The 24,754-nt window shown below is 72.2% G+C and carries 18 protein-coding genes; 6 read left to right on the forward strand and 12 right to left on the reverse strand.

What is annotated here, in order from left to right; translation table 11 throughout:
• Nucleotides 1–48 precede the first annotated feature (48 nt).
• Entirely contained in the window at nt 49–996 is a 948-nt protein-coding gene (locus MILUP08_RS12010) for a DUF389 domain-containing protein (protein ID WP_007457936.1), read from the forward strand.
• On the opposite strand, the gene MILUP08_RS12015 is transcribed toward MILUP08_RS12010, so the two are convergent.
• The 3 genes from MILUP08_RS12015 to MILUP08_RS12025 all read right to left on the reverse strand — a co-directional run bounded on the left by MILUP08_RS12015 (nt 926) and on the right by MILUP08_RS12025 (nt 4,489).
• Nucleotides 926–1,393, reverse strand: coding sequence for a hypothetical protein (locus MILUP08_RS12015; RefSeq protein ID WP_007457938.1), 468 nt, complete (start codon nt 1,391–1,393; stop codon nt 926–928). The genes MILUP08_RS12010 and MILUP08_RS12015 overlap by 71 nt on opposite strands.
• Nucleotides 1,394–1,416: 23 nt before the next feature.
• Nucleotides 1,417–1,890, reverse strand: a complete 474-nt coding sequence (locus MILUP08_RS12020) for a phosphotransferase (RefSeq protein WP_144056906.1) — start codon at nt 1,888–1,890, stop codon at nt 1,417–1,419.
• Nucleotides 1,891–2,020: 130 nt separating this feature from the next.
• A complete protein-coding gene (locus MILUP08_RS12025) occupies nt 2,021–4,489 on the reverse strand; it encodes a Tex family protein (RefSeq protein ID WP_007457943.1) in 2,469 nt (822 codons plus the stop codon).
• A gap of 189 nt (nt 4,490–4,678) precedes the next feature.
• Here MILUP08_RS12025 and MILUP08_RS12030 point away from each other — a divergent pair, with 189 nt between their 5' ends.
• Nucleotides 4,679–6,190 carry a deoxyguanosinetriphosphate triphosphohydrolase family protein gene (locus tag MILUP08_RS12030; RefSeq protein ID WP_007457944.1) on the forward strand — a complete coding sequence of 504 codons (1,512 nt, stop codon included), beginning with the start codon at nt 4,679–4,681 and terminating at the stop codon, nt 6,188–6,190.
• Between the two features lie 37 nt (nt 6,191–6,227).
• Here the strand turns inward: MILUP08_RS12030 and MILUP08_RS12035 are convergent, their stop codons facing one another.
• The 7 genes from MILUP08_RS12035 to MILUP08_RS12065 form a co-directional block, all read right to left on the reverse strand.
• Nucleotides 6,228–7,379 carry an MBL fold metallo-hydrolase gene (locus tag MILUP08_RS12035; RefSeq protein ID WP_007457945.1) on the reverse strand — a complete coding sequence of 384 codons (1,152 nt, stop codon included), beginning with the start codon at nt 7,377–7,379 and terminating at the stop codon, nt 6,228–6,230.
• A gap of 112 nt (nt 7,380–7,491) precedes the next feature.
• Nucleotides 7,492–8,502 carry a serine hydrolase gene (locus tag MILUP08_RS12040; RefSeq protein WP_007457946.1) on the reverse strand — a complete coding sequence of 337 codons (1,011 nt, stop codon included), beginning with the start codon at nt 8,500–8,502 and terminating at the stop codon, nt 7,492–7,494.
• A 105-nt stretch (nt 8,503–8,607) separates the two neighbouring features.
• Nucleotides 8,608–9,528: an SDR family NAD(P)-dependent oxidoreductase gene (locus MILUP08_RS12045; RefSeq protein WP_237747252.1), complete on the reverse strand. Its 921-nt coding sequence runs from the start codon at nt 9,526–9,528 to the stop codon at nt 8,608–8,610.
• A 5-nt stretch (nt 9,529–9,533) separates the two neighbouring features.
• On the reverse strand, nt 9,534–10,718 hold the full coding sequence (locus MILUP08_RS12050; protein ID WP_007457950.1) for a zinc-dependent alcohol dehydrogenase: 1,185 nt from the start codon (nt 10,716–10,718) through the stop codon (nt 9,534–9,536).
• Between the two features lie 1,356 nt (nt 10,719–12,074).
• A complete protein-coding gene (locus MILUP08_RS12055) occupies nt 12,075–12,839 on the reverse strand; it encodes a succinate dehydrogenase/fumarate reductase iron-sulfur subunit (RefSeq protein ID WP_007457954.1) in 765 nt (254 codons plus the stop codon).
• Complete coding sequence (locus tag MILUP08_RS12060; protein WP_007457956.1) at nt 12,836–14,773, reverse strand: fumarate reductase/succinate dehydrogenase flavoprotein subunit; 1,938 nt, start codon at nt 14,771–14,773, stop codon at nt 12,836–12,838. The genes MILUP08_RS12055 and MILUP08_RS12060 overlap by 4 nt, the downstream gene beginning before the upstream one ends.
• 1 nt (nt 14,774) lies before the next feature.
• Nucleotides 14,775–15,506 carry a succinate dehydrogenase cytochrome b subunit gene (locus MILUP08_RS12065; protein WP_193376573.1) on the reverse strand — a complete coding sequence of 244 codons (732 nt, stop codon included), beginning with the start codon at nt 15,504–15,506 and terminating at the stop codon, nt 14,775–14,777.
• Between the two features lie 35 nt (nt 15,507–15,541).
• On the opposite strand from MILUP08_RS12065, the gene MILUP08_RS12070 reads away from it, so the two are divergent.
• On the forward strand, nt 15,542–16,471 hold the full coding sequence (locus tag MILUP08_RS12070; RefSeq protein WP_007457960.1) for a LysR family transcriptional regulator: 930 nt from the start codon (nt 15,542–15,544) through the stop codon (nt 16,469–16,471).
• Nucleotides 16,472–16,637: 166 nt separating this feature from the next.
• Nucleotides 16,638–17,678, forward strand: a complete 1,041-nt coding sequence (gene rfbB, locus MILUP08_RS12075) for a dTDP-glucose 4,6-dehydratase (protein ID WP_007457961.1) — start codon at nt 16,638–16,640, stop codon at nt 17,676–17,678.
• 25 nt (nt 17,679–17,703) lie between these two features.
• Here rfbB and hrpA read toward each other — a convergent pair whose 3' ends face one another.
• Entirely contained in the window at nt 17,704–21,780 is a 4,077-nt protein-coding gene (gene hrpA, locus MILUP08_RS12080; protein ID WP_007457963.1) for an ATP-dependent RNA helicase HrpA, read from the reverse strand.
• A gap of 121 nt (nt 21,781–21,901) precedes the next feature.
• On the opposite strand from hrpA, the gene MILUP08_RS12085 reads away from it, so the two are divergent.
• The gene (locus tag MILUP08_RS12085) at nt 21,902–22,270 is read left to right on the forward strand and encodes a cytidine/deoxycytidylate deaminase family protein (RefSeq protein WP_007457965.1); all 369 of its coding nucleotides are present in this window, start codon (nt 21,902–21,904) and stop codon (nt 22,268–22,270) included.
• Nucleotides 22,271–22,317: 47 nt separating this feature from the next.
• Here the strand turns inward: MILUP08_RS12085 and MILUP08_RS12090 are convergent, their stop codons facing one another.
• Nucleotides 22,318–22,677: a YciI family protein gene (locus MILUP08_RS12090; protein WP_007457966.1), complete on the reverse strand. Its 360-nt coding sequence runs from the start codon at nt 22,675–22,677 to the stop codon at nt 22,318–22,320.
• Nucleotides 22,678–22,806: 129 nt separating this feature from the next.
• Between MILUP08_RS12090 and MILUP08_RS12095 the strand changes: the two genes are divergently transcribed.
• Nucleotides 22,807–24,732: a multicopper oxidase family protein gene (locus MILUP08_RS12095; protein WP_007457968.1), complete on the forward strand. Its 1,926-nt coding sequence runs from the start codon at nt 22,807–22,809 to the stop codon at nt 24,730–24,732.
• Nucleotides 24,733–24,754 lie beyond the last annotated feature (22 nt).

The following is a 24,754-nucleotide window of genomic DNA, read 5'->3' on the forward strand; positions in this document are numbered from 1 at the left end:
ACCGGTAGAGTGCTGCCGGCCGCGGTACGTCCACACCAGGGAGAACGAGTGCTGCACCTGAGGGTGATCGTCCCGGCGGATCGGTCTGACGAGGTCGTCGACCTGCTGTCCGCGAACGCGGGGGTGACCCACCTGGCCGTGCTGCCCGGTGTGGCGCGGCAGCCGAAGGGCGATCTGGTCCTCTGCGACGTGGTGCGGGAGAGCGCCGACGGGGTGCTGCACGGGCTGCAGCGCATCGGCGTGGACACCAGCGGCGGCATCGCCGCCGACGACGTCGAGCTGACCATCTCCGCGGCGGCCGACCGGGCGGCCGAGCGGGCGCCGGGCAGCGGCGCGGACGCGGTCGTCTGGGACGAGATCGCCGCCAAGACCGGTGAGCAGACCGAGCTGTCCGGCACCTACCTGGTGCTGATCGTGGTGGCCACCATGATCGCGGGCATCGGTGTGCTGCTGGACCAGCCGATCCTCATCGTCGGGGCGATGGTGGTCGGGCCGGAGTTCGGCCCCCTCGCCGCGCTCTGCGTGGCGCTGCTGCGCCGCCGACTGTCGGTGATCGGCCGATCGGTGCAGGCCCTGACGGTGGGCTTCCTGGCGGCCATGGTGGCGACCGTGCTGAGCACCTGGGCGTTGACCGCCGCCGGTCTGGTGAGCAGGGAGATGCTGCTCGCCGACCGGCCGCTCACCGACTTCATCTGGCGGCCGGACGCGTTGTCCTGGGTCGTCGGCCTGCTCGCCGGGGTCGCCGGCATGCTCTCGTTGACGTCGAAGAAGTCGGGCAGCCTGGTCGGGGTGCTGATCTCGGTGACCACCGTGCCCGCCGCGGCGAACGTGGCGGTCGCCGCCGCCTACGGCGTGTGGGGCGAGGCCGGCGGTTCGGCCCTCCAATTGCTGATCAACCTGTGCGCGATAGTCCTGTCCGGGCTGCTCACGCTCCTGGTGCAGCAGCTCTGGTGGTGGAACCTGGCTCGTCGGTCCCGTCGTCCAGCAACCGGGTGAGCAGCGTCCGCAGCGGAATCGACTCGCCGTCGCGTCCGCCCGCCCCGACGACAAGCGGCGCCGGGCTGGGCTGCGGGTCGACGCCGAACAACCGGGCCCGCAGGCCGCCCGGCACGGTCAGCAGATGGAACCGGCCGGCCGTGTCCACCGCCCGGGTCCCGGCCCGGTCGACGTACCAGCCGGTCAACCGGGTCCGGTAGCGACCGCGCCCGTCGTACCCCCGGGCGACCAGCCGTGTGGTGGGCAGACCCCGCCGGGTCGCCTCGGCCACGAACCAGGCCACCAGCTCCGCCGCCTGCGCCTGCTCGGCGGCCCGCCGTCGCGCTTCCGCGTCGGCGTGCGCCCGCACCGCCCGCTGCTGCCGCTCCCGCCACTCGCGGCCGTCGTCCTCACCCACGAGCCGACGGTACGCGACCCGACTCAGCGCAGGACGGCCCGCAGGGTGTGCCGCGCGATGCCCGCCATCACCGGGTTGGTCTCGACGTAGTAGTGCAGCGCGTTGATCGCCTGCTCCAGGGCCCACCCGCGCCCCCGCTCCCAGGTGGCGTCGTCCACACCCAACGCCCGCCGGTACGTCTCCCGTGATCCCGCGTCGAGCAGGTTCCACGCCGGCATCAGGTCCACCGCGGGGTCGCCCACTCCGACCGTGTCGAGGTCGATGAACGCCACCAGGCGACCGTCGCGGACCAGCAGGTTGCCCGGCATCAGGTCGACGTGGATCCACACGTCGGGGTCGTCGCGGCGTACGTCCCGGCACCGGTCCCACACCTCGGCCAGCGCGGCGGTGTCGGTCAGTTCGCCGCTGACGGCCAGGGCTGCCCGCACGTCCGCGTCCTGGTCGGCGAGCGGCCCGCCCCGACCGGTTCCCGGCCAGGACCGCCCGCCGGTGTCGATGTCGCCGCGCCCACCCCCGCGCGACCCGTTTCCGCCGCGCCGCGCCGCTCAACTCCAGATCTTGGACAGTTTCCGTTCGCGGAACGGAAACTGTCCAAGATCTACACGGACACCGCGCGCGGTCGGCGGATCAGGCCAGTCCGGCGCGGCGCAGGGCCTCGGCCATCGCGTCGTTGGCCGGCGCCGGCGCGCCCTGGCGCTGCTGCCCGCCTCGTCCGCCCTGGCCGCCGCGTCCGCCGGACCCGCCCTGGCCGCCGGACCCGCCCTGGCTGCCGCGTCCGCCGGACCCGCCGCGTCCGCCTCGGCCGTCCTGGCCGCCGCGTCCGCCGGCCTCGCCGCGTCCGCCCTGTGGTCCGCGCTGCGCCGGGCCGCCTCGACCCTCCTGGCTCGTCCGACCACCACCGCCGGCGGCCGGCTCGTCCTCCAGGCGCAGGGTCAGCGAGATGCGCTTACGGGGTACGTCCACGTCGAGCACCCGGACCTTGACCACGTCACCGGACTTCACCACCTCGCGGGGGTCCTTCACGAACGTCCGGGACATCGCCGACACGTGCACCAGACCGTCCTGGTGCACGCCGACGTCGACGAACGCGCCGAACGCGGCCACGTTGGTGACCACGCCCTCCAGCACCATTCCGGGCGTCAGGTCGCCGATCTTCTCCACCCCCTCCACGAAGGTGGCGGTGCGGAACTCCGGCCGCGGGTCCCGGCCCGGCTTCTCCAGCTCGGCGAGGATGTCGGTGACGGTGGGCAGGCCGAACCGGTCGTCGACGAAGTCCGTGGCCCGCAGCCCCCGCAGGATCGCGCTCCTGCCGATCACCGAGCGCAGGTCCTGACCGGTGCTGGCGAGGATGCGACGCACCACCGGGTACGCCTCGGGGTGCACGCTCGACGAGTCCAGTGGGTCGTCGCCGTCGGGGATGCGCAGGAAGCCGGCGCACTGCTCGAACGCCTTCGGCCCGAGGCGGGCCACCTTCTTCAGCTCCGTACGCGAGCGGAACGGCCCGTTGGCGTCCCGGTGCAGCACGATGTTCTCCGCCAGCCCGGCCCCGATCCCGGACACCCGGGTCAGCAGCGGCGCGGAGGCGGTGTTGACGTCCACCCCTACCGCGTTGACGCAGTCCTCCACGACCGCGTCCAGCGACCGGGACAGCTTCACCTCGGAGAGGTCGTGCTGGTACTGGCCGACCCCGATCGACCGAGGGTCGATCTTGACCAGCTCCGCGAGGGGGTCCTGGAGGCGGCGGGCGATGGAGACCGCGCCGCGCAGCGACACGTCCATCCCGGGCAGCTCCTGCGAGGCGTACGCGGACGCCGAGTAGACCGACGCGCCGGCCTCGGAGACCATCACCTTGGTCAGGTTGAGCTGCGGGTGCCGCTTGATCAGGTCGCCGGCCAGCTTGTCGGTCTCGCGGGAGGCGGTGCCGTTGCCGATCGCGATCAGCTCCACCCCGTGTGCCCCGGCCAGCCGGGCGAGGGTCTCGATCGACGCGTCCCACTGCCGGCGTGGCTCGTGCGGGTAGATGGTGTCGGTGGCGAGCACCTTGCCGGTGGCGTCCACCACGGCCACCTTGACTCCGGTTCGCAGGCCGGGGTCCAGGCCCATCGTGGGCCGGGTGCCGGCCGGCGCGGCGAGCAGCAGGTCACGCAGGTTGGTGGCGAAGACCCGCACGGCCTCCTCCTCGGCCGCCTGCCACAGCCGCATCCGCAGGTCCGCGCCGAGGTGGATGAGGATCCGGGTACGCCACGCCCAGCGGACCGTGTCGACCAGCCAGCGGTCGGCCGGACGGCCCGCGTCGGACACTCCGAACCTTCCGGCGATGACCGCCTCGTACCGGGTCGGGCCGGTCGGCACGGCATCCGCCTCAGCGGCCTCCTCCGACTCCATGGTCAGGTCGAGCACGCCCTCCTTCTCGCCCCGGAACATGGCCAGGATGCGGTGCGAGGGCAGCTTCGGGTACGGCTCGGAGAAGTCGAAGTAGTCGGAGAACTTCGCGCCGGCCGTCTCCTGGCCCTCGCGTACCCGGGAAACCAGCCGGCCCCGCGACCACATCTGCTCGCGCAGCGTGCCGATCAGGTCGGCGTCCTCGGCGAAGGTCTCGATGAGGATCGCCCGCGCGCCCTCCAGCGCGGCGGCGACGTCGGCGACGCCCTTCTCCGCGTCGACGAACCCGGCGGCCGTGGCCTTCGGGTCCTGGCCGGGGTCGGCGAGCAGCGTCTCGGCCAGCGGCGCCAACCCGGCCTCGCGGGCGATCTGCGCCCGGGTCCGCCGCTTCGGCTTGTACGGCAGGTAGATGTCCTCCAGCCGCGACTTCGAGTCGGCGGCCATGATCTGCGCTTCCAGGGCGTCGTCCAGCTTGCCCTGGCCGCGGATCGACTCCAGTACGGCGGCCCGCCGCTCGTCCAGCTCGCGCAGGTAGCGCAGTCGCTCCTCCAGGGTGCGTAGCTGGGTGTCGTCGAGCAGGCCGGTGGCCTCCTTGCGGTAACGGGCGATGAACGGCACGGTGGCGCCGCCGTCGAGCAGCTCCACGGCCGCCCGCACCTGACGCTCGGCCACGCCGAGCTCGTCGGCGATCCGCTGATGAACAGACTGGGTCACGATCTCGATCCGCCTTCGACTCGATCCGCCTTCAAAGAGCGGGTACCGCCTGCATTGTGCCGGGCGTCCCCGGGCGATGTCCCCGCGCCCGGCCGGCTCGCCCGTGACGCCCGGCGGGGACGGCCCTTCCGCGCCCGGCCGGGTTGATCCGCCGACGGCCCCCGGCGGGCCTGCGCTAGCGTGGCGATCATGGAATCACCTGCGGAGCCGCGCGCCCGGCGGCTCTTCGGCGGCAGCGCCCGCGCCCTCGGCGACCTCACGGCCAACCCGTTCCGGGCCGACCGGGACCGGATCGTCGGCTCGCCGTTCTTCGCCCGCCTCGGCGGCGTCACCCAGGTGATCAGCCCGGTCGGCTCCGGGCTGCTGGTGCACAACCGGCTCACCCACAGCCTGAAGGTCGCCCAGGTGGCCCGGGCCATCGCCGAGCGCCTGACGGCCGACGACAGGTGGCGCGGGCTGCTGGACAAGCTCGGCGGCTGCGACCCGGACGTGGTGGAGGCCGCGGCGCTCGCCCACGACCTCGGCCACCCGCCGTTCGGGCACCTGGGGGAGCGCGTCCTCGACCGGCTCGCCCGCCAGCGGCTCGGCCTCGCCGACGGGTTCGAGGGCAACGCGCAGTCGTACCGGATCGTCACGAGCACCGAGATCCGGGGCGCGGCCACCACCGGGCTGGACCTGACCGCCGCGGTCCGGGCGGCGATGCTGAAGTACCCGTGGACGCGGCTGGACTACCCCGACCCGCACCCACGCCTGCTCGACCCGCCGCCCCGCGGCGCCACCCCGCCGCCGGACGACCCGGAGAGCGGCTCGTTGAAGTTCGGGGCGTACCGGACGGAGCTGGACGACCTGCGCCAGGCCCGGGAGCCGTTCGCCGGCCGCATCCCCGACTGGCAGCAGACCGTGGAGGCGTCCGTCATGGACACCGCCGACGACATCGCGTACGCCATCCACGACGTGGAGGACTTCTACCGGGTCGGGGTGCTCCAGCAGGGCGCGGTGTCGGCCGAGTTGATGGCCTGGCAGCGCGAGAGCGGGCACTTCCGGGCGATCACCGACGCGGCGCTGGCCACCGCCTCCCGGCGGCCCGGGGCGGCGATCGAGCGGCTACGTCGCCAGCTGCACCGCAAGGACGCCTGGATCGCCGACGACGACGCGTTCGCCGCCGCCGTCGAGCACGTCCGCGAGGAGCTGGTGGACGGGCTGCTGGCGATGCCGTTCGACGGCTCGATCGAGGCGGAGCAGTACGTGTCGCGGTTCTCCGCCCGCTGGTCCACCCGCTTCGTCGAGGCGATCACGATGACCGACCAGCCGTCGGTGCGCTCCGGGTACGTGCTGCTCGGCTGCGCCCAGTGGCACGAGGTGCAGGTGCTCAAGTTCGTCCACCACCGGTTCGTGCTGGCCCGCCCCGACCTGGCCCTGCACCAGCGTGGCCAGGCCCGGCTGCTGGGCACCCTGGTGGAGGCCCTGTGGGAGTGGCTGCTCGACCCGGAGGAGGAGTCGCGGCTGCCCCGTCGGCTGCACGACCTGGTCGAGCTGGCCGAGGCGGAGCTGCACCCGCGTACGCCGCACCGCATCGGCCGCGCCCGGGGCCGCGCCATCGTGGACTTCGTGGCGCAGCTCACCGACGGGCAGGCGGTGGCCATGCTGGACGCGCTCTCCGGCCGCTCCGGCGCGCTGTGGACCGACGCCTTCGTGCTGTGACCCGACCGGCGGGCCGGGCCTGCGCTGCCTGCGGACGTCAGGCGACGGACTGCCACCAACCGTCGACGGCGGGCGGATCGTCGACCACCACCCGCTCGCCCGGTCGGGGCACGGCCAGCCGGATGTCACGGGCCTTGGCCTCCGCCCAGAGCCGGTCGACCGGCTCGGACCAGTCGTGCAGCGCCAGGTTGAACGTCGCCCAGTGCACCGGGATGAACAGCCCGCCGCGCAGGTCCAGGTGGGCGTCGACCGCCTCCTCCGGGAACATGTGAATGGTCGGCCACGCCCGGTCGTACGCGCCGATCTGCATCAACGTCACGTCGAACGGCCCGTGCTCGGCGCCGATCGCCGCGTACCCGGCGAAGTAGCCGGAGTCGCCGGTGTAGAAGACCTTGCGCCGCGCCCCGGCGACCACCCAGGAGCTCCAGAGGGTGCCGTCGCGGCGCAGCCCCCGGCCGGAGAAGTGCTGGGCGGCGGTGGCGGTGATCTCCAACCCGTCGACCCGGTGGCACTCGGACCAGTCCAGCTCGATGATCCGCTCGGCGGGCACACCCCAGCGGTCCAGGTGGGCGCCCACCCCGAGCGGCACCACGAACGGCGCCGACTGCCCGGCCACCAGCGCCCGCACGGTGGGCATGTCCAGGTGGTCGTAGTGGTCGTGCGAGATCAGGATGGCGTCCAGCGGGGGGAGCTCGTCCAGGCGTACCGGAGGCTCGTGCAGTCGGCGGGGGCCGACCAGGCCGGACGGGGAGCAGCGGTCACTCCACACCGGGTCGAGCAGCACCCGCCGACCCTCGATCTCGATGAGCGCCGAGGCGTGGCCGTACCAGATGATGTTCAGCTCGTCGGCGGCGCCGGCGGTGTCGGCGGCGGCCGGCGTGCCGGGGCGCAGCAGCGGCACCGGCGCGGTCGGACGACGCTTCTGCTTACCGAAGATCAGCTCGCGGACCAGGTTGCGACCGGGCTCGGCGGTCATCGTGCGGGTGTCGGCCTGGTTGTGGAAGGTGCCGTCGCGGAACTGCGGCGAGCGGGCCGCCCGTTCGGCGCGGGCGCCGGCGAGCCGACCGCCGAGCGCCGCCGGCACGTCCCGGGCCACCCAGGCCAGGCCGGCCAGCGCGGCCAGCCCTGCCGTTCCCCGCATCCGTCGCCCGAGCGATCGTTGCCCGTCCGTGCGTTTCGCTGGCGCCATCGCCGTCCCTCCGCCGTGTCCCGCACTACACGGTAGTCCCCGTGGCGGTTCCCGCCCCGGCGGTGGCCCGCACCGGGCCGACCGTCACCCGACGACCGGCCCGGGAGCGGAGTCAGCCGCCGTTGCTGGGGCGCCGGGTGGGCGCCCGGAACGTCCTGCCCGTGCCCGCGATCCGGTCCACCGCCGCCAGGAACTTCGGACCCATGGCGGCCCGGGCCTGCACCGCCGGGTGGGTCGCGCCGAAGTTGTCCGGGTCGGCCTGTCCGTCGGCGAACAGCGCGTAGGTCAGCACCGCCGCACCGGACCGGTCGAAGATCACCCCGGCCTCGTGCCGGGCGTCGGCGAACCAGCCGGCCTTGGTGGCGACGCGGGCCCGCTCGTCCGAGGACATGGTGCGCCGGATGCCGTCGGTGAAGGCCACCGGGGACCGCAGCAGCCCGAGCAGGTGCGTCGTCGAGGCCGGCGAGAGCAGCGTGCCGGCGACCAGGGCGCGCAGCAGGTCGTGCGTCTCCCGAGGGGTGCTGGTGCCGAGGAAGAACCGGTTCGGGTTGGCCACGGGCTCGACCTGGGTGTTCGGGAAACCCTTCGCGACCAGGATCGAGTTGATCTCGGCGGCCGGTGCGACAAGCCCGCACAGCCGCACCGCCGTGTCGTCGGAGACGGTCAGCAGGTTGGCCAGCACGTGCCCGAGGGTCACGCTGCTCGGGTACGCGCCGTCCAGGCTGAAGATGCCGTCGCCGCCCGGCACGACGATCGCGGCGGTCACGTCGACCCGCTGGTCCAGCGTCAGCAGCCCTCGGTCGACCTTGTCCAGCACCGCCGTGGCCACCGCGATCTTGTTGACGCTGTACGCCTCGATCCGTCGGTCCGCGTCGGCCGCGACCGCGACGACCGGCGGGCCCGCCGGGTCGGCCACGCTGACGTACGCCTGCCAGTTACCACCGGCCTCGGTGCTGTGCCTGTCGAAGACGGCGGCGACCCGGCGGGCGGCCCGGGCCGGGGTGGTCGGGGTCTCCTCGGTGTTCTCGGCGGCGCTGGCCGGGGCGGCCGCGCCGAGCACTGTGCCGGCCGTGGCCACTGTCCCCAGCCCGAGTGCCGTCCTGCGGTTCAGTCGGATGGTCAATCGTCTCTCCCGTCGTGGGGCGCCGGAGCGCTTGCCGGCCCACCACCCTAGGCGAGTTGATCGGTCCACAGTGGCCCCCCGTTGTCCCGAACAGGCCCGAACAGTTCAGCCGAACCGTCGACGCAGCGCGGCACCCACCGCCCCGACCGGTCCGGACACGAGCTGCCGCAGGTCGGGCAGGTGGCCGCCGCGGACCGACTCACCGGCCGGGTTCGGCGCGAACACCGTGCCGTCGTGCGCCCCGACCGGCCGACCGCTCAGGCCGGCCAGGCGCATCAACGGCCCGACCAGCACGTCGTAGACGCCCGGCAGCACGGTGAAGCCGGCCCGCAGCACCACGTTCAGCCGACCCACCGACACCTCCCGGCGGGGCCGGTCCACGCAGTCGACGATGGCCCGCGCCACCCGCTGCGGGCCGGCGACCGGCGGCGGAGGCCGGCCGACCTGGCCGAGGTAGTTGGCCGCCTGCTGATACACAGGCGTGTCCACGCTGCCCGGATTGACCAGGCACAGCCGGATGTCCGGGCTGTCGCGCAACTCCTGCTGCAGCGTGCGGGCCAACCCCTGCAACCCCCACTTGCTGGCCACGTAGGCGCTCATGTACGGCGCGGTGATGTGCCCGAGCACCGATCCGGTGAGGATCAGCGTGCCGGCGCCGGTCGCCCGGAAGTGCCGCAGCGCCACCCGGGCCGCACCCGCCGCGGCCAGCAGATCCGTCCGCACCACCTGCTCGAACACCCGCTCCGGCAACTCGTCGAAACGTCCGTAGGCCATCACCGCCGCCGTGTGCACCCAGACGTCGATGCGCCCGAACCGCTCGATCGTCGCCTCCGCCAGCGCCTCCAGCGCGCCCGGCTCGGTGACGTCCGTCGGCACGGTCAGCGCCTCGACGCCCGCGCACTCCTCGCGTACCTCGGCGAGGGTCTGCGGCGCGCGGGCCGCGAGCACCAGGCGGTCGCCGCGCTCGGCGAACGCCCGGGCCGTCGCCCGGCCGATCCCGCTGGTCGCGCCGGCGACCACCACCACCCGGCTCAAGGTGCGAGCACGACCTTGATGCAGCCGTCCTCCTTCTTCTGGAACATGTCGTACGCCCGCGGCGCCTCGCTCAGCGGCAGCCGGTGCGTACGCAGGTCCTCCACGCCCAGGGGATCGTCGTCGCCGGAGAGCAGCGGCAGGATCTCGTCGGTCCACCGGCGCACGTGGCACTGCCCCATGCGCAACTGGATCCCCCGGTCGAACATCTCCATCATCGGCATCGGGTCGGCCTCGCCCCCGTACACGCCGGAGAGCGAGACGGTGCCACCACGACGGACAGCCTTCACCGCGGCGTGCAGGACGGCGAGCCGATCCGTGCCGACGCGGTCGGTCATCGTCTGGGCGAGCTTGTCCGGCAGCAGCCCGACAGCCGCGTGGGCCAGCTTGCCGACCGGCGAGCCGTGCGCCTCCATGCCCACCGCGTCGATGACGGCGTCCGGCCCCCGCCCGTCGACCAGGTCGATCAGGGCGCCCGGCACGTCGGACAACTCGCGGACGTCGAGCACCTCGATGCCGTGCCGCCGGGCCAGCTCCAGCCGCTCGGGCACCAGATCCAGACCGATGACCCGTCCCGCGCCGAGGTGGCGGCCGATCCGGGCGCAGAACTGACCGACCGGGCCCAGCCCGAAGACGGCCAGGGTGCCGCCCGGTGGCGTGTCCGCGTACTTCACCGCCTGCCAGGCGGTGGGCAGGATGTCGGAGAGATAGAGGTAGCGCTCGTCGGCGCCGGTCTCGGGAATCTTGATCGGTCCGAAGTGGGCCTGCGGCACCCGCAGGTACTCGGCCTGGCCCCCCGGCACCGACCCGTAGAGCGAGGTGTAGCCGAACAGCGCCGCGCCCTTGCCCTCGCTTGTCACCTGGGTCGTCTCACACTGGGCGTAGAGCTGACGGCGACACATCCAGCAACTGCCGCACGAGATGTTGAACGGCACCACCACCCGGTCGCCGGGCTTGAGCCCGGTCACCTCCGACCCGACCTCCTCGACGATGCCCATCGGCTCGTGGCCCAGGACGTCACCGGGCTTCAGGTACGGACCCAACACCTCGTACAGGTGCAGATCCGAGCCGCAGATCGCCGTGGACGTGATCTTGACGATCGCGTCGGTCGGCGCCTCGATCCGGGGATCCGGCACCTCCTCGACCCGTACGTCCCGCTTGCCCTGCCAGGTCAACGCCTTCATGTCCGGCTGCCCTCCCTCGGTCCTGCCTGACTTGCTACCCGGGAAGGAGCAGTTGAACCGACTCCGCTCCGATGGCGTCTGGGCCTGGTGGTGTGGGCTTGGTGGTCTGGCCTGGTGGTCTGGGCCTTGGGGTCTCGGCTCGGTGGCCTCGGTTTTGTCGGTGGTTGCGGTTGGGGCTGGGGGCGACCGTCCCCGGCTCCGGGCGGTCAGGCTTGATCCCTCCGCCGGGCACGGTCGCCCCCAGCCCGTGGTTGGTCCCTGTCCGTGGCGGCCCCTGCCCGTGGCTGCCGCCTGCCCGTGGTTGGCCCCTGCCGTGCTGGCCCCGTCCGTGCTGGCCCCGTCCGTGCTGGCCCCGTCCGTGCTGGCCCCGTCCGTGCTGGCTCCTGTCGTGGTTGGGCCCTGCCCGTGGCTGGCCCTACCCGTGTTCGCCCCCCAGCCCGTGGTCGCCTCCTGCCGCCCGGCTCCAAAGGGTGGTGCTCCCGGGCGTGGCTGGACCCCTACCCCCTGGCTGGCCCCTGTCCGTGCTGGCCCCTGCCTCTGGCTGGCCCCTGCCGTGGCTGCTCTACCCGTGCGTGCTTTCGCTGGTGTCGCTGGTGGGCGGGTGCCGTGTGGCCGCTTCCGCTTGATCGAATCGTCTTCCTTGAAGTCGCGGTATCCGGGGCGTGGGGACAGGCCGACTTCCTGGAACCCGAGTGGATCAAGCGGTTGCGACCGCCTGTGCGGAGCTCATTCGAGCGATTGGCACCTTACGACCGTTTCTCGGTGCGGCTTCTGGCCACGCGCCCGCATGATCGACTCCGTGTCGCCGACATGGCGGTTTCCCATCGACAGGATGACGCCACATCGGCGATATGAAGTCGATCATGCGACCGGCTGGGCAAGGCTGGCCTGGGCTGGGCTGGGCTGGGCTGGGTTTCGGGCTTTAGGCGGGGCTGGGATTCGGGCTTGGGCTGGGGTGGGCTGGGCCGCGTTTCGGGCTTGGCGGGTTGGGGTTCGGGCTTGGGCTGGGCTCGTGCCGGCTCGGGCTGGCGCGTAGGTCACAGGGGGACCGGGATGCGCCGGCGCGTTGGCGGCCGGAAACTACCGGCGTACCCCAGCAGCAGCGCAACGGGCGGACGCACGGCGACCAGGGTCAGGGTTGGGGCGACCGTCCCCGGCGCAGGGATCAAGCCTGACCGCCCGGGGCCGGGGACCTTCGCCCCAACCCGCCATGGCGGCCACAGACCGGACCGCCCGGCGCCAGGGGACGGTCGGGCTGCCTGAAGCCAGGACGGTCGTCCCGACCCACCGCCGCGGCAGAAAGACCAGACCGCCGTGACCCGAGGCGGGTACGGCGGTCTGGATGGAGCTGTCGTGTCAGGCGCCGGGAGTGTTGCCGGCGCCCTTCGTGGTGGCCGCGAGGTAGTCGCGGTTGAGGCGGCCGATGGTGTTCAGCGGGATGCCCTTCGGGCAGGCCGGGGTGCATTCGCCGGCGTTCGTGCAGCCGCCGAAGCCGGCCTCGTCGTGCGCGTCGACCATGCCGATCACCCGGGTGTAGCGCTCCGGCTGGCCCTGCGGCAGCAGCGAGAGCTGGGTGAGCTTGGCGGCGGTGAAGAGCATGCCGGAGCCGTTCGGGCAGGCCGCCACGCAGGCGCCGCAGCCGATGCAGGCCGCCGACTCGAAGGCGGCGTCCGCGTTGGCCTTGGCGACCGGGGTGGAGTGCGCCTCGGGCGCGCTGCCGGTCGGCGCGGTGATGTAGCCGCCGGCAGCGATGATCTTGTCGAAGGCGCCCCGGTTGACCACGAGGTCCTTGATGACCGGGAAGGCGCTGGCCCGCCACGGTTCGATGTCGATCGTCTCGCCGTCGGTGAACTGCCGCATGTGCAGTTGGCACGCGGTGGTGCCGCGCTGCGGCCCGTGCGCGTCACCGTTGATCATCAGGCCGCACATGCCGCAGATGCCCTCGCGGCAGTCGTGGTCGAACGCCACCGGGTCCTCGCCGGCGAGGATCAGCCGCTCGTTGAGCACGTCGAGCATCTCCAGGAACGACATGTCCGGGGACACGTCGTCGACCGGGTAGGTCACCATCCGACCCTTGTCCTCAGGGCCCTTCTGGCGCCAGATGCGCAGGGTCAGGTTCACTTGTAGCTCCGCTGCGTGGGGTGGACGTATTCGAACTTCAGGTCTTCCTTGTGCAGCACCGAGGGCTCACCGGTGGCGGTGAACTCCCAGGCCGCCACGTACGCGAACCGGTCGTCGTCGCGCTGCGCCTCGCCGTCGGGGGTCTGGTGCTCGGCCCGGAAGTGGCCGCCGCAGGACTCCTCGCGGTGCAGGGCGTCGATGCACATCAGCTCGGCCAGCTCGAAGAAGTCGGCCACCCGGCCGGCCTTCTCCAGCGACTGGTTGAGCTCCTCGCCGGTGCCGGACACCTTGACCCGCTGCCAGAACTGCTCGCGCAGGGCACGGATCTCGTCGATCGCCTTGCGCAGCCCGGCCTCGCTGCGCTCCATGCCGCAGTGCTCCCACATGATCTGGCCCAGCTCGCGGTGGAACGAGTCCACGGTCCGGTCGCCGTTGACCGCCAGCAGCCGCTGGATCCGGTCCTCGACGTCGGTACGCGCCTCGACCGCCGCCGGGTGGCTGGCGTCGACCTTTTCCAACCCGCCCGAGGCCAGGTAGTTGGCGATCGTGGTGGGCAGCACGAAGTAGCCGTCGGCCAGGCCCTGCATCAGCGCCGAGGCACCGAGCCGGTTCGCGCCGTGGTCGGAGAAGTTCGCCTCGCCGATCACGAACAGGCCGGGGATGCTCGACTGGAGGTCGTAGTCGACCCAGAGGCCGCCCATCGTGTAGTGCACGGCGGGGTAGATGCGCATCGGCACCTCGTACGGGTCCTCGCCGGTGATGCGCTCGTACATCTCGAAGAGGTTGCCGTACTTGGCCTCGATGGCCTTGCGGCCCAGCCGGTCGATCGCGTCGGCGAAGTCGAGGTAGACGCCGAGCTTGGTCGGCCCGACGCCCCGACCCTCGTCGCACACGTTCTTCGCCGCGCGGGAGGCGATGTCGCGGGGGACCAGGTTGCCGAAGGACGGGTAGATCCGCTCCAGGTAGTAGTCCCGCTCGTCCTCGGGAATGTCGCGCGGGTTGCGGTCGTCGCCCTTGGTCTTCGGCACCCAGACCCGGCCGTCGTTGCGCAGCGACTCGCTCATCAGGGTCAGCTTCGACTGGTGGTCGCCGGAGACGGGGATGCAGGTCGGGTGGATCTGCGTGTAGCAGGGGTTGGCGAAGTACGCGCCCTTGCGGTGCGCCCGCCAGGTGGCGGTGACGTTGCAGCCCTTGGCGTTTGTGGAGAGGTAGAAGACGTTGCCGTAGCCGCCGGAGGCGAGCACGACCGCGTCGGCCATCTCGGTGCTGATCTCGCCGGTGACGAGGTCCCGGACGACGATGCCGCGGGCCTTGCCGTCGACGATGACCAGCTCCAGCATCTCGTGCCGGGCGTTCATCTCGACGTTGCCCAGGCCGATCTGCCGCTCCAGGGCCTGGTACGCGCCGAGCAGCAGCTGCTGGCCCGTCTGGCCCCGGGCGTAGAAGGTGCGCTGCACCTGGGCGCCACCGAAGGAGCGGGTGTCCAGCAGACCGCCGTACTCGCGGGCGAACGGCACGCCCTGGGCGACGCACTGGTCGATGATGTTCACCGACACCTCGGCCAGGCGGTGCACGTTCGACTCGCGGGAGCGGAAGTCGCCGCCCTTGACGGTGTCGTAGAACAGCCGGTGCACCGAGTCGCCGTCGTTGCGGTAGTTCTTCGCCGCGTTGATGCCGCCCTGCGCCGCGATGGAGTGCGCGCGGCGCGGGCTGTCCTGGTAGCAGTAGGACTTGACGTGGTAGCCCTGCTCGGCAAGCGTCGCCGCGGCCGAACCACCGGCCAGGCCGGTGCCGACCACGATCACCGTCATCTTGCGGCGGTTGGCCGGGTTGACCAGCTTGGCCTCGAAGCGGCGGGTCTCCCAGCGCTTCTCGACCGGGCCGGTGGGAGCCTTCGTGTCGGCGATCGGGTCGCCCTCGGTGAAGAGTTCCATGTCAGGACACCAATCCGGTGAGAACGGCGAACGGGACCACCAGGTATCCGGCGCAGAGCGCCACGGCGAGGACGAGCGCGCCGGCGCGCGCCCGGCGCTCGCCGCGGGGCGTCTGCTGGCCGAGGCTGCGGAACGCGCTGAACGCGCCGTGGCGCAGGTGGAAGCCCACCGTGACGATCGCCAGGGTGTAGAAGAGCGTGACGTACCAGCGCTCCGGCGCGAAGTCGGCGACGACGTTGCCGTACGGGTTGCTGGCGTCGCCCTGCGGGTTCAGGTGACCGGTGGTCAGGTCCAGGATGTGGTAGATCACGAAGAGCAGGATGATCACGCCACCCCAGCGCATGGTGCGGGCCGCGTAGCTGCCCCGGACCTTCTTGCGGTGGGCGTACTTCACCGGGCGGGCGGCGCGTGCGCGCCGGGCCAGCACGGTGGCGGCGACGATGTGGGCCACCACGGCGACGGTGAGCACGGTGCGCTGGATCCACAGGTACCAGGTGTGGGGCAGCAGCGGCGTGCCGATGTCGCGCAGCCAGTGCGCGTAGTGGTCGAACGAGGTCTCCCCCGTGAAGATCTTCAGGTTCCCCAGCATGTGCACGATGAGGAACAGCACCAGCAGAATGCCCGTCACCGCCATGACGGCCTTGAGGCCGACGTTCGAGCGGATGGGCGACCGAGTTTTCGTGATTACCACGGGACCGACGCTAGGAGCACTTCGATCAGTCGTCCAATGCATCAAACTCGTAGTGTTGATAGCCGTAGGCTATGTAGATGCAGCTCCATCAGCTCCGGTACTTCGTTGCGGTGGCCGAAGTACGACATTTCACCCAAGCCGCCGACATCGTGGGCATCACGCAGCCCTCGCTGAGTAAGCAAATTCACGCCCTGGAGACCGACCTCGGCGCTCCGCTGTTCGAGCGGGTAAGGGGCAACATCGCTCTCACCGCGGCCGGCGAGGTGCTCCTGCCGTTGGCGACCCGGATCCTCGCCGACGTGGAGACCGCGACGCGGGAGGTGCAGGAGCTGGTCGGGCTGCGGCGGGGGCGCGTCCGGCTCGGCGCGACCCCGAGCCTGGCCACCTCGCTCGCCCCACCGGTGCTGCGCCGGTTCCGCGACGCGCACCCCACCGTCGACCTGCGGGTCGAGGAGGGTGGTTCCCAGGATCTCGTCCGGAACCTGCTCCGCGGGGACCTCGATCTGGCTCTGATCATCATGCCGGCCCAGGGCGCGGACCCGGGTCTGCGGGTCGACCCGATCCTGCGCGAGAGCCTGGTGGTGGCCTCGGTGGGGGAGGTGCCGACCGCCTCGCCCACCGGCGAGTTGCGCATCACCGACCTGCGCGACCAGCCGATGGTCATGTTCCGGGAAGGCTACGACCTGCGCGACGCCACCATCCAGGCGTGCCGCGAGGCGGGCTTCGAACCCACCTTCGCGGTGGACGGCGGTGAGATGGACGCGGTGCTCAGCTTCGTCGAGGCGGGGCTCGGCATCGCGCTGGTGCCCGGCATCGTGCTGGCCCGCAGGCCCGGGGTGCGCATCACGCCGCTGGCGCCCCCCGGGGTGCGGCGGACCATCGCCGTGGCCCGCCGCCGCGACGTCGTGCCGACGCACGCCGGCCGCGAGCTGCGGCGGATCCTGCTCGACTACGTGCAGTCCGCGATCGACAGCGACGACCTCCCTCCGGGTGTGGATCCCCGCTGATCGGGCCCCGGTTTCCGACCCGCTGGGTCAAATCGCGCGCAACGTCGGAATATCACCCTCAGTGTCCATGGCGATCACCTAAGGTGGGTTCTTGCGCGGGCAAAAGCCCCATTCAACTCAGCAGAGTTTGTCGGTGGGCGCTTCGCGCCGGGCAGGAGGGCCACACATGAGGATCCTGGTTACCGGCGGTGCCGGCTTCATCGGTTCACACTTCGCACGCAGTCTGCTCGGTGGCGGTTACACCGGGTTCGAGCACTGCGACGTCACGGTGATCGACAAGCTGACGTACGCCAGTGATCGGGCCAACCTGCCGGCCGTGCACCCCCGCCTGACCTTCGTCCGCGGGGACATCTGCGATGCACAGTTGCTCGCGGAGCTGGTTCCCGGCCACGACGCGGTGGTGCACTTCGCCGCCGAGTCGCACGTCGACAGGTCCATCGACGACCCCGCGCCGTTCTTCGAGACCAACGTGATGGGCTCCCACCTGCTGCTGGCCGCGTGCGCGCGCAGTGGCGTCGGCCGGGTCGTGCACGTCTCCACCGACGAGGTGTACGGCTCGATCAGCGAGGGCTCCTGGAACGAGACCTGCGTTCTCGAACCCAACTCCCCGTACGCGGCGTCCAAGGCGGCCAGCGACTGCGTGGTCCGCTCGTACTGGCGCACCTACGACGTGGACGTCTCCATCACGCGTTGCGCCAACAACTACGGGCCGTACCAGCACGTGGAGAAGGTCATCCCCCGCTTCGTCACCAGCCTGCTCACCGGCCAGGACATCACCCTGCACGGCGACGGCAGCGCCGTGCGCGAGTGGCTGCACGTCGACGACCACTGCCGGGCCATCGCGCTGGTGCTGGCCAAGGGCCGCGCCGGCGAGGTCTACAACATCGGCGGCGACGTCGAGCTGACCAACCGGGCGCTCGCCGAGCGGATCCTGCAGCTGGCCGGCGCCGGCTGGGAACGGGTCCGGCACGTGTCGGACCGCAAGGTGCAGGACCAGCGGTACTCGTTGGACTACCGCAAGATCTCCGAGGAGCTCGGCTTCGAGCCGCGGATCCGGTTCTCCGACGGGCTCAGCGAGGTCTTCGACTGGTACCGGGAGAACCAGGCCTGGTGGACGCCCACCGCCACGGAGGCCCGCGGCGCGGCGCTGACCACGTCGGTGCGCGGCGTCCCGGTCGCCCGAGGGCTCTCGGTCCCGGCGCGCTGACGCCTCCCGCCCGCCGGCCGGCGGGTCAACGGCCCTCCGCGTCGTCCATCGCCCGGTAGATCCGCTGCTCGGAGACGGGGTACGGGGTGCCCAGCGCCTGGGCGAAGACGTTCACCCGCAACTCCTCGATCATCCAGCGGATCTGCCGGACGGCCGTCTGCTGCCGGCGTGCCGGCGGCAGGGCGGCGAGCAGGTCGTCGTACTCCTTCTGCACGACCGCGATCCGGTCCTGCTGCTGGCGGTCCCGCTGCGGGTTGCCGCCCAGGCGGTCCAGTCGGCGCTCGATGGCGGTGAGGTAGCGCAGCAGGTCGGGCAGGCGGGCGTACCCGGTCTCGGTGATGAAACCGGCGTGCACCAGCCCGGCGAGCTGCTTGCGGATGTCGGCGAGCGCCGCCATCACGGCGAGGTTGCGGGTGGCGCCGAGCCGCTGCTCCACGGCGTACGCGGCGGCGAGCACCCGGCGGACCCGGTCCATCACCTCGACGACTGTGTCGACCAGGTCGGCGCGGACCTTCTCCCGCAGCGCCGCGAAGCCCTCGGCGTCCCAGGCCGGCCCGCCGGCGTCGCCGATCAGCCGGTCGATGGCCGCGCCGGCCGCGTCCTCGATCAGCTCCTGCACGCCGCCGTGCGGGTTGCGACTCAGCGCCAGCTTCGCCTCGTTGCTGAGCCGCCCCTGCAGGAACCGCGCCGGGGACGGGACGGTGAGCCGCAGCAGCCGGCGGGTGCCGGCCCAGTGCGCCGCCTCCGCCTCGGCGGGGGAGTCGAACACCTTCACCCCGACCGTGGCGCCCTCGTCGACGAGCGCCGGGTACGCGGTCACCGCGTAGCCGGCGCGCACCTGCTCGATGGTTCGCGGCAGCGTGCCGATGCTCCACTCCCGCAGCCCGGTACGGGCGATCTCCGGCGCGGCGGCCGCCACCACCTGGCGTACCTCCTGGCGGAGTTGACGTTGCAGGGTCGGCAGGTCCTTGCCCTCGGCGACCGGCTTCTCGTCGTCGCCGAGGACCCGGAAGGTCACCCGCAGGTGCGCCGGCAGCTTGGCCGGCTCCCAGGCGTCGCGGGGCACTGTGACACCTGTCATCCGCCGCAGTTGGCGGGTGAGCGCGTCCAGCAGCGCCTCCTCGCCCGGGGTGATCGCGGCGAGCGCGGCGCGGGCGTAGTCCGGCACCGGGACGAAGTTGCGGCGGATCGCCTTGGGCAGCGAGCGGATCAGCGCGATCACCGTCTCCTCGCGCAGCCCGGGCACCTGCCAGTCGAAGCTCTCCGCCGGCACCTGGTTGAGCAGCGGCAGCGGGATGTCCACTGTGACGCCGTCGTCCGGCGTGCCCGGCTCGAAGCGGTAGGTAAGCGGCAGACTCACCCCGTCGGCCTGCCACTCGTCCGGGTAGTCGTTCTCGTCCACCCCGGGCCGGCCGTCGTTCACCAGCACGTCGCGGGTGAAGGTGAGCAGGTCGGGCTGCTCCCGGCGGGTCTTCTTCCACCAGCTGTCGAAGTGCCGCCCCGAGGAGACGTCGGCGGGGATCCGCTGGTCGTAGAAGCCGAAGATGGTCTCGTCGTCGACCAGGATGTCCCGGCGGCGGGCCCTGCTCTCCAGCTCCTCGATCTCGGCGAGCAGCCGCTTGTTGTCCGCCCAGAACTGGTGGTGGGTCTGCCAGTCGCCCTCGACGAGGGCGTGCCTGATGAACAGCTCCCGGCTCAGCGCCGGGTCGATCCGCCCGAAGTTGACCTTGCGGGAGGTGACCAGGGGAATGCCGTACAGGGTGACCTTCTCGTAGGCCATCACCGCGGCCTGCTTCTTCTCCCAGTGCGGCTCGCTGTAGCTGCGCTTGACCAGGTGCTGCGCGAGGGGCTCGACCCACTCCGGCTCGACCCGACCGGCGATGCGGCCCCACAGCCGGGAGGTCTCCACCAGCTCGGCGGCCATCACCCAGCGCGGCGGCTTCTTGAACAGCGCCGACCCGGGGAAGATCCCGAACTTCGCGCCCCGCGCCCCCAGGTACTCGTGTTTCTGGGCGTCCTTCAGGCCGATGTGCGACAGCAGGCCCGGCAGCAGCGACTGGTGCACCTTCGGGGTGTCGATCTCCTCCGGCAGGTCCGCGCCGCCGCGGCGGCCCGCACCCCGGCCGGCGTCCGCGTCGTCCGCGGTGTCGCGCGCCGGCCGCCCACCCCGCCGGTCGCCCTCCTGCTGTGGGGTACGCAGCACCTGGCGCAACTGGCTGACGATGTCCTGCCACTCGCGGATCCGCAGGTAGTTCAGGTACTCCGCCTTGCACATCCGGCGGAACGCGCTTGACGACAGCTCCCGCTGCTGCTCGCGCAGGTAGCGCCACAGGTTGAGGTACGCGACGAAGTCCGACTCCTTGTCGGCGAACCGGGCGTGCGCCTGGTCGGCCTGGGCCTGCTTCTCGGCAGGCCGCTCGCGCGGGTCCTGGATGGAGAGCGCGGCGGCGATCACCAGCACCTCGGTGGCGCAGCCGTTGCGTTCGCCCTCGACGACCATCCGGGCCAGGCGTGGGTCGACAGGCAACTGGGCCAGCCGACGGCCCAGCGCGGTGAGCCGCTTCGCCGGGTCGGCCTCGGTCGGGTCCAACGCGCCCAGCTCGTGCAGCAGGTTGACGCCGTCGGTGATGTTGCGCTTGTCCGGCGGGTCGATGAACGGGAACGCGGCCAGGTCGCCGAGCCCGATCGCGGTCATCTGGAGGATGACCGACGCCAGGTTGGTGCGGAGGATCTCCGGGTCGGTGAACTCGGGGCGGGACAGGAAGTCCTGCTCGTCGTAGAGGCGGATGCAGATGCCGTCCGACGTACGGCCGCAGCGGCCCTTGCGCTGGTTTGCCGATGCCTGGGAGACCGGCTCGATCGGCAGCCGCTGCACCTTGAGCCGGCTGGAGTAGCGGGAGATCCGCGCGGTGCCCGGGTCCACCACGTACTTGATGCCGGGCACGGTCAGCGAGGTCTCCGCGACGTTTGTGGCGAGCACCACCCGACGCGAGGAGTGCGCGGCGAAGACCCGGTGCTGTTCGGCGCTGGACAGCCGCGCGTACAGCGGCAGGATCTCGGTGCCGAGCAGCGAGCGCTTGGACTGCACCAGCTTGCCCAGCGCGTCGGCGGTGTCGCGGATCTCCCGTTCGCCGCTGAGGAAGACCAGGATGTCGCCGGGACCCTCGGCGGCCAGCTCCTCGACGGCGTCGCCGATCGCCTGGATCTGGTCGCGGACGTTCTCCTCGTCGGCGGCGTCGCCGTCCTCCTCGCCCTCGGCGAGCTCGACCAGCGGCCGGTAGCGCACCTCCACCGGGTAGGTGCGCCCGGAGACCTCCACCACCGGGGCGGGCACGCCCTGCGGCTCGTCGGCGGTGGGTGGACCGGCGAAGTGCCGGGCGAAGCGGTCGGTCTCGATGGTCGCCGACGTGATGATCACCTTGAGGTCGGGTCGTCGGGGCAGCAGCTCCCGCAGGTACCCGAGGATGAAGTCGATGTTGAGGCTGCGCTCGTGCGCCTCGTCGATGATCAGCGTGTCGTACTGGCGCAGCATCCGGTCGGTCTGCAACTCGGCCAGCAGGATGCCGTCGGTCATCAGCTTGACCAGGCTGCGCTCGCTGACCTGGTCGGTGAAGCGCACCTTGTAGCCGACCACGTCGCCCAGCTCGGTGCCCAGCTCGTCGGCGATGCGGTCGGCCACCGTCCGGGCCGCCAACCGTCGGGGCTGGGTGTGCCCGATCAGGCCGTGCACGCCGCGCCCCAGCTCCAGGCAGATCTTGGGGATCTGGGTGGTCTTGCCGGAGCCGGTCTCGCCGGCCACGATCACCACCTGGTGATCACGGATGGCGGCGGCGATGTCGTCCTTGCGGTCGCTGACCGGCAACCCGGCCGGGTACGTGATGACCGGCACCGCCGCCCGTCGGGCGGCCAGCCGTTGCTCGGCCCGGGCCAGCTCGGCGGTGATCTCGGTCAGCGCCGCCTCCCGGCGCTGCGGGTCGCGCAGCCTGCGGGCACCGTCGAGGCGCCGCTGGAGCCGGCGTTGGTCGCGGAACATCAGGGGATCGAGGCGGCGGTGCAGCTCGCGGACGGGATCGGTCGCGGCGGAGGCGGCTGGATTCTGCATGTCGTGCCCAAGGATAGGCAGCGCGGCGGCGGACCGCCCCTGGGTTACCCGCGTGAGGGGTCCGTCGGCGCTCGGACGGCGGTCTAGAGTTGCGGCCGACGTCGAGCGCTGGGGGGCCGGGATGGAGCTGCGGGACACCGACCGGGCGTTGGTGCAGGCCGCCTCGGCGGTCGCCAAACTGCGGTGCCGCAGCCAGCGCCACACCGGCGCGTCGGCCGCCCGGACCACCGACGGTCGGGTCTTCTCCGGCGTGAACGTCCGGCACGACAGCGGGGAAACCTGCGCGGAACTGGTAGTGATCGGCGCCGCCGCCACCCAGGGCGTGACCGACCTGGAGACGATCGTCACGGTCACCGACCGGGGACGCGAGGTCGTCGAGCCCTGCGACAGGTGCGGGCACGTGCTCGGTGCCTACTTCCCGTCGCTGCGGGTGATCGTCGGCACGGTGAAAGATCTGCGGGTGGTCCCGATCGAGGGTCTGCGCGGCTGACCCCGAGGGCCTGCGCGCCTGACCGTCGAGGGCCTGCGCGGCTGGCCTCAGTCGCCCGCGGCCGCCTCCAGCATCGACTTGGGCATCGCCACGCTCTCGAACCGCACGTTGCCCTCCGGCACCATCCAACTCGTCACCCGTGCGACGAGCAGGCCGGCGCGGACGGCCGGATCGTCGGCGTAGAGCCCGCGCACCTCCTCCGGGGAGATCGAGAACACGACGAAGCCCCGCAGTTGGCCGTCGTCGCCGTCCAGCAGCGGCCCGGCCGCCAGCACCAGCCCCTGCTCCACGAATCCGGCCTGATGGGCCAGGTGGGCGCTCTGCACCCGGTCGAGCGCCTCCGGTGGCAGGTCCGGCGGATCCGACGGCCGGACCAGGAGGACGACCGTGTGCCTGTCGAATCGCATGGTCACACCCTATGGCGGGAGTGAAGGGGAATGTTCCTCTTACGGGTGTCATCGGCGTTCTGTCGCACTTGTTCCCGTCCGCGAAACTCATTCTCTTATCGAGGATCCAACGCGAATGGGAGGTGTGGCATGGTCACCAGACGAGGGTTGCTCGCCGCCGGTGCCGCAGGAGGCGCCGCGATGCTGGTCCCGGCGGGCTCCACGGCCGCGGGCCGAGCGCTCGCCGGGCCGGCGCTGCACGCCGCCGACATCCCGAAGTACGTCGCGCCGCTGCGGATCCCACCGGCCATGCCGGCGGTGTCGACCGGCCCGGAGCGGGACACGTACGTCATCGCGGTGCGGCAGTTCCGCCAGCAGATCCTGCCGCCGTCCTGGCCGCGTACGACGGTGTGGGGTTACGGCTCCACCGCCCACCCCGGCAGCTTCGGCTACCCGGCGCCGAGCATCGTGGCGCGGGTGGACCACCCGGTGCGCGTGACCTGGGTCAACCAGCTCGTCGACGACCGGGGCGACTTCCTGCCGCACCTGCTGCCGATCGACCCCACCCTGCACTGGGCCAACCCGGCCGGCGGAAACGCGGAACGGGACCAGCACGGCCACCGCGACGGCGACCGGCGGGGCTACCGCGGGCCGGTGCCCCAGGTGGTGCACCTGCACGGCGGGCACAGCCCGCAGGAGAGCGACGGCCACGCCGAGGCGTGGTACCTCCCGGTCGCCCGTGACCTGCCGTCCGACTTCGCCGTCTGCGGCAGCGCGTACGACGAGTTCCGGTCCCGCTTCACCGAGCGTTCCAGCCTGCGCTGGTCCGCGGGCTCGGCCACCTTCGAGTACGCCAACGACCAGGCGCCCGCCACCCTCTGGTACCACGACCACACGTTGGGGGCCACCGCCCAGAACGTCTACGCCGGACCGGCCGGGTTCTACCTGCTCGGCGGCACCGGCGACCTGCCGGACGGGGTGCTGCCCGGCCCCGGCCCGGCGCAGGACGACCCGCCGGACACCCGCTACCACGACATTCCGCTGATGATCCAGGACCGCAGCTTCACCGCCGGCGGTGACCTGCTCTACCCGGGCGGGCACTCGTCGCCCGGCACCGGCTCCACAATCGTGGTCAACGGCCGCACCTGGCCCAGCCTGACGGTGCAGCGGCGGCGCTACCGGTTCCGCCTGCTCAACGGCTGCAACAACCGCTTCCTGCTGCTGAGCGTGGCCGCCCACGCCACCGCGCGGCCGGCCCGCCCGGTGCTGCCGATCTGGCAGATCGGCAGCGACGGCGGCTTCCTGCCCGAGCCGGTGTCACACGAACGCGTGACCCTCGGCCCCGCCCAGCGGGCCGACGTCATCGTCGACTTCACCGACGTGCCCGTCGGTACCGAGCTGTACCTCGTCAACGAGGGGCCCGACTGGGCGTACCGCGGTGGCCGGCCCGGGGTGGACTTCCCGCCGGCCGACCCGCGCACCACCGGGCAGGTGCTGCGCTTCGTGGTCACCGAGGCCACCGGCTCGGACCCGAGCGTGCCGCCGGAGCAGCTGCGGCTGCCGGCACCTCCTCGGTTGCCGACGGCCGACCGGGTCCGGCGGTTGTCGCTCAACGAGCGGATGTCCGGCCCGTCGGGGTCGATGACGATGCTGCTCGGCACCCTCGACGAGCATGGCCGGGGCCGGCCGATGCGCTGGAGCGACCCCGTGACCGAGCAGCCCATCGTGGGCGCCACCGAGGTGTGGGAGGTGCGCAACTTCACCCGGCTCGTCCATCCGGTCCACCTGCACCAGGCCCAGTTCGAGGTGCTCGGCCGTGGGCACTCGGGCCAGGTGCAGCCGTCGCCGGGGGAGCGGGGGCGGATGGACACGGTGCTCGCGTACCCCTGGGAGGTGACCCGGATCAAGGCGCGCTTCGACCTGCCGGGCCGCTATGCCTGGCACTGTCACCTGCTGGAGCACGAGGACAACGAGATGATGCGGCCACTGAACGTGCTGCCCGGCGGCGGCGCGGCGGCCGGGGACGGTGCGGCGGCGGGCGTACCGGAGGCGTCGGTATCGACAGACGCCGGTTAGGTCGCTTTCCGCAGGTCGGCTA

Source organism: Micromonospora lupini str. Lupac 08, assembly GCF_000297395.2.
Lineage (GTDB): Bacteria > Actinomycetota > Actinomycetes > Mycobacteriales > Micromonosporaceae > Micromonospora > Micromonospora lupini.

Coding starts and splice junctions, on each gene's coding strand:
- MILUP08_RS12030 (WP_007457944.1), top strand. CDS start 4,679: ATGGAATCACCTGCGGAGCCGCGCGCCCGGCGGCTCTTCGGCGGCAGC.
- MILUP08_RS12035 (WP_007457945.1), bottom strand. CDS start 7,379: ATGGCGCCAGCGAAACGCACGGACGGGCAACGATCGCTCGGGCGACGG.
- MILUP08_RS12050 (WP_007457950.1), bottom strand. CDS start 10,718: ATGAAGGCGTTGACCTGGCAGGGCAAGCGGGACGTACGGGTCGAGGAG.
- MILUP08_RS12060 (WP_007457956.1), bottom strand. CDS start 14,773: ATGGAACTCTTCACCGAGGGCGACCCGATCGCCGACACGAAGGCTCCC.
- MILUP08_RS12065 (WP_193376573.1), bottom strand. CDS start 15,506: ATGCATTGGACGACTGATCGAAGTGCTCCTAGCGTCGGTCCCGTGGTA.
- MILUP08_RS12070 (WP_007457960.1), top strand. CDS start 15,542: ATGCAGCTCCATCAGCTCCGGTACTTCGTTGCGGTGGCCGAAGTACGA.
- rfbB (WP_007457961.1), top strand. CDS start 16,638: ATGAGGATCCTGGTTACCGGCGGTGCCGGCTTCATCGGTTCACACTTC.
- hrpA (WP_007457963.1), bottom strand. CDS start 21,780: ATGCAGAATCCAGCCGCCTCCGCCGCGACCGATCCCGTCCGCGAGCTG.
- MILUP08_RS12085 (WP_007457965.1), top strand. CDS start 21,902: ATGGAGCTGCGGGACACCGACCGGGCGTTGGTGCAGGCCGCCTCGGCG.
- MILUP08_RS12090 (WP_007457966.1), bottom strand. CDS start 22,677: ATGCGATTCGACAGGCACACGGTCGTCCTCCTGGTCCGGCCGTCGGAT.
- MILUP08_RS12095 (WP_007457968.1), top strand. CDS start 22,807: ATGGTCACCAGACGAGGGTTGCTCGCCGCCGGTGCCGCAGGAGGCGCC.